Consider the following 3,287-nt stretch of genomic DNA (forward strand, 5'->3'; position numbering starts at 1 on the left):
CCCCGGCCCCCGCATCGGCCGAACGTCCAGGCCCCCGAGCCGATCGGACCGAACGGGCTAGTCCTTCCAGCCGAGCCGACCGCTGCGGAGGGGCAATGCCAGGGGGCGCGCGTCACTTCGGCTGCTCGCCCTGCCGCCGGGAACGCAGCGTCCGCAGATTCCGGCCGCCGTCGACGAGCAGCCCCGCACCCACCATCGGCGCCAGGATCGAGTACGGCTCTTCCGTGATCGCCCCGGACAGGCTGAGGAGCACGACGGTCAGGCCGGAGACGGCCTGCACTCCGGCCACAAGCGGCTTCCTCACCCCCGCACCAGCCTCGCCGTCACCGTCTTCGGCCGCTGGTACTCGTGCAGCGCGAGCACGCTCAGGTCCGTCCCGTGCCCCGACGCTCCCCGTCCGCCGTGCGGCAGTTCGGCGGTCTGGGCGAGGTGGCAGTTGAGCCAGGTCTCCCCCGCGTTCAGCAGGCCGGCCAGTTCCAGGCCCGATGTCAGGTCCCGGGTCCACACGCTCGCGGCGAGGGCTTGGGGGACCCCGTTCGCGAGGGCGACCGCCGTGTCCAGGTCGGGCGCCTGCTGGACCGTCAGCAGGGGGCCGAAGACTTCCTCCACGATCGCGGGGTCGTCGTCGGGGAGGTCGGCGAGGATGCGGACGGGGCGCCAGTAGCCGTTCTCCTCGCCCGCCCCCAGGGCGAGTTCACCCGTGAGGGAGCGCCCGGCCGTCGAGGACTTCACGATGCCGTCGTAACGGGCGGCCTGGTCCGCGTTGTTGAGGGGACCGAAGTCGCGGCCGGCGACGCGTTGCCGGGCCGCTTCGGCGAGTTCGGCGACCGTCTGGTCGTAGTTCTCGGGGAGGGTGATGACCCGCGCGGGGGCGGCGCAGCTCTGGCCGGCGTTGTAGGCGCAGGCGGCGACGAGGCGGGTCCAGGTGTCGGAGGGGGCGTCGGGGAGGACCAACGCGGGTGCGTTGCCGCCGAGTTCGAGGCTGACGCGGCGTGTGCCGGCCCGGGCGGCGACGTCGGCGCCGGCGCGGGCGCTGCCGGTGAACGCGACCATGTCGACGTCCGAGGCGACGAGCAGCCGCCCTGTCTCACGGTCTCCGGGAACCGCCGTCAGGACTCCCGGTCCCAGCGCTTCGGCGGCGTGCCGGGCGAGCAGTTCCAGTGTGTCCGGCGTCGTCTCGGCGGGCTTGGCGACGACGGCGTTCCCGGCGGCGAGGGCGGGCGCGCAGCGCCAAGCGGCCATCATGAGCGGGTAGTTCCAGGGGACGACGACCCCGACGACGCCGAGCGGCTCCCACCGCACCCAGCTCTCGTGCCCGTCGATCAACTGCCCGGCGGCAGGCGCCGTTTGGGCGCGCACGGCGGACGCGTAGAACCGGAACAGATCGGCGGCCTGCGCCACTTCACCGGCGGTCTCGCTCGACGGTTTCCCGGTCCCGGCGTTCTCGCGGGCGACGTACTGCGCCGCGTTCTCCTCCACGAGCGCGGCGAGCCGCTCCAGTCGCCGCGAGCGTTCCTTCGGGGTGAGCGCGCGCCAACCGGCCTGTGCCGTGCGGGCGTTGGCGACGGCCTCGGCGATCTCGGGCTCGCGCCCGATGGGCGAGGTGCCTCGGGTGCGGCCGGTGCGGGGGTCTGTCAGGGTGGTGTTCACGGTGCGCTGTTCTCCGATCGTCCGTTTCCCGGGTCGCGGGCGTTCACAGGTCGTATGCGCGAAGCCACAGCTCCAGCGTGAGGACGAGCCACAACTTGCCGCCCTGCCGGGGCAGTAGGGTGCCTTCGCCGCGCAGCCAGGTGCGTACGGTGTCGGCGCGGAACAGTCCCCGCTGCCGGGCCGCGCGTCCGAGCAGCAGGTCGCCGCCGAGGTCGCGCAGGGGTCCGCTCAGCCACTGCTGCACGGGTACCCGCATGCCGCTCTTCGGCCGGTCCACGACCGTCTCGGGCAGCAGGTCCCGCACCGCCTCCTTGAGGACCCATTTCTCGGCCGTGCCACGGAGTTTGAGGGTGGGCGGGACGGCGAAGGCGTGGTCGACGACGCGCCGGTCGAAGAGGGGGGCGCGGCCCTGGAGCCCTTGGGAGGCGGTGAGGCGTTCGACCTTGGTGAGGATGTGGTGGGCGCCCTTGGTGCGGAGGTTGCAGTGCAGGAGCTGGTTGAGGAGGTGGGGCATGCGGTCGGGGCCGGTGAGGTAGGGCTCGACGAAGCGTTGCGGGGGCGGGGCGTCGTCGAGGGCGGCCAGCGTGTCGGCGGTGAGCAGGTCGGGGAGGTCGGTCCAGCACTTGCGGTAGGAGCGCAGGTAGGCGGTGGCGCGGTCCTCGGACCAGGGGGTGCGGGAGTGCATCTCCTGGACCAGCATCGGGAGGTTCTTCGGCCCGCCGAACACCGGGTCGCCGCCTTCCCCGTTGAGGACGACCGTGTGGCCGTCCCCGGCGACCGCCTCGGCGAGCAGCAGGTTCGGGACGGTGAGCGGGTCGCCGACCGGGCTGTCGAGGAGGGCGGCGGTCTCGGCGAGGCGGGCCGCCACGGCCGTACCGGAGACCGTCAGCACCCGGTGCCGGGTGTGGCAGTGGGCGGCGACGAGGCCCGAGTAGCCGAGTTCGTTGGGGAGTTCGCCGCCGAAGCTGATCGAGTACGTGTGCACGGGGTGGCTGTGCAGCTTCGCGGCGAGCGCGGTGACGAGGGAGCTGTCGACGCCGCCCGACAGCAGGACGGCGACGGCCTCGGCCTCGGGCAGCCGCCGCGCGGTCGCCTCCTCCAGGAGCGTGCGCAGGGTGAGGACGGGGTCGCCGTCACCGGCGCCGTCGATGTGTTCCGCCGGCTCCCAGTACACCGTCTCCGTCGTCACCCCGTCGGCCGCGAGCCGCAGCACCCGGCCGGGCAGCACCTCCCGTACGCCCTCCAGGAGCGTCTCGTCGCCCGGCAGGTAGGCGAAGGTGAGGAAGGAGCGTACGGCGGAGAGGTTCACGCGGGTGCCGAGCGCGGGCCAGCGGCGCAGGGCGCGCAGGGAGGTCGCGGCGGCCCAGGTCCCCGCCGCGCGGGCGTAGAAGAGGGTGCGGGCGCCGACGTGGTCGCGGATCAGGACGACGTCGTCGCCGTCGAGGACCGCCAGCGCGAACATGCCCTCGGCGAGCGCGACGCCCCGGGCGCCGAGGCGGGTCCAGCAGCGCAGGAGGAGTTCGCCGTTGCTGATGCCGGGCGGGACGGGAACGTCCAGGGCGTCCCGGAGTTCGGCGCGGTTGTGGAGGGTGACCTCTCCGACGGCGCGGCGGCCGTCGGCCTCGAACGGGCCGTCC

The 3,287-nt window shown here is 73.8% G+C and carries 3 protein-coding genes; all 3 read right to left on the minus strand.

All coding sequences use genetic code 11. From position 1 onward, the window contains the following. Positions 1–112: 112 nt before the first annotated feature. Positions 113–289, minus strand: coding sequence for a hypothetical protein (locus tag AOK24_RS48910; protein WP_159052143.1), 177 nt, complete (start codon positions 287–289; stop codon positions 113–115). A gap of 11 nt (positions 290–300) precedes the next feature. After that, the gene (locus AOK24_RS38845; RefSeq protein ID WP_055724642.1) at positions 301–1,650 is read right to left on the minus strand and encodes an aldehyde dehydrogenase family protein; all 1,350 of its coding nucleotides are present in this window, start codon (positions 1,648–1,650) and stop codon (positions 301–303) included. 43 nt (positions 1,651–1,693) lie between these two features. Continuing rightward, a partial coding sequence (locus AOK24_RS38850) for an asparagine synthetase B family protein (RefSeq protein ID WP_055724643.1) occupies positions 1,694–3,287 on the minus strand: 1,594 nt, incomplete at its 5' end.

The organism is Streptomyces niveiscabiei (assembly GCF_001419795.1).
Taxonomy (GTDB): Bacteria; Actinomycetota; Actinomycetes; order Streptomycetales; family Streptomycetaceae; genus Streptomyces; species Streptomyces niveiscabiei.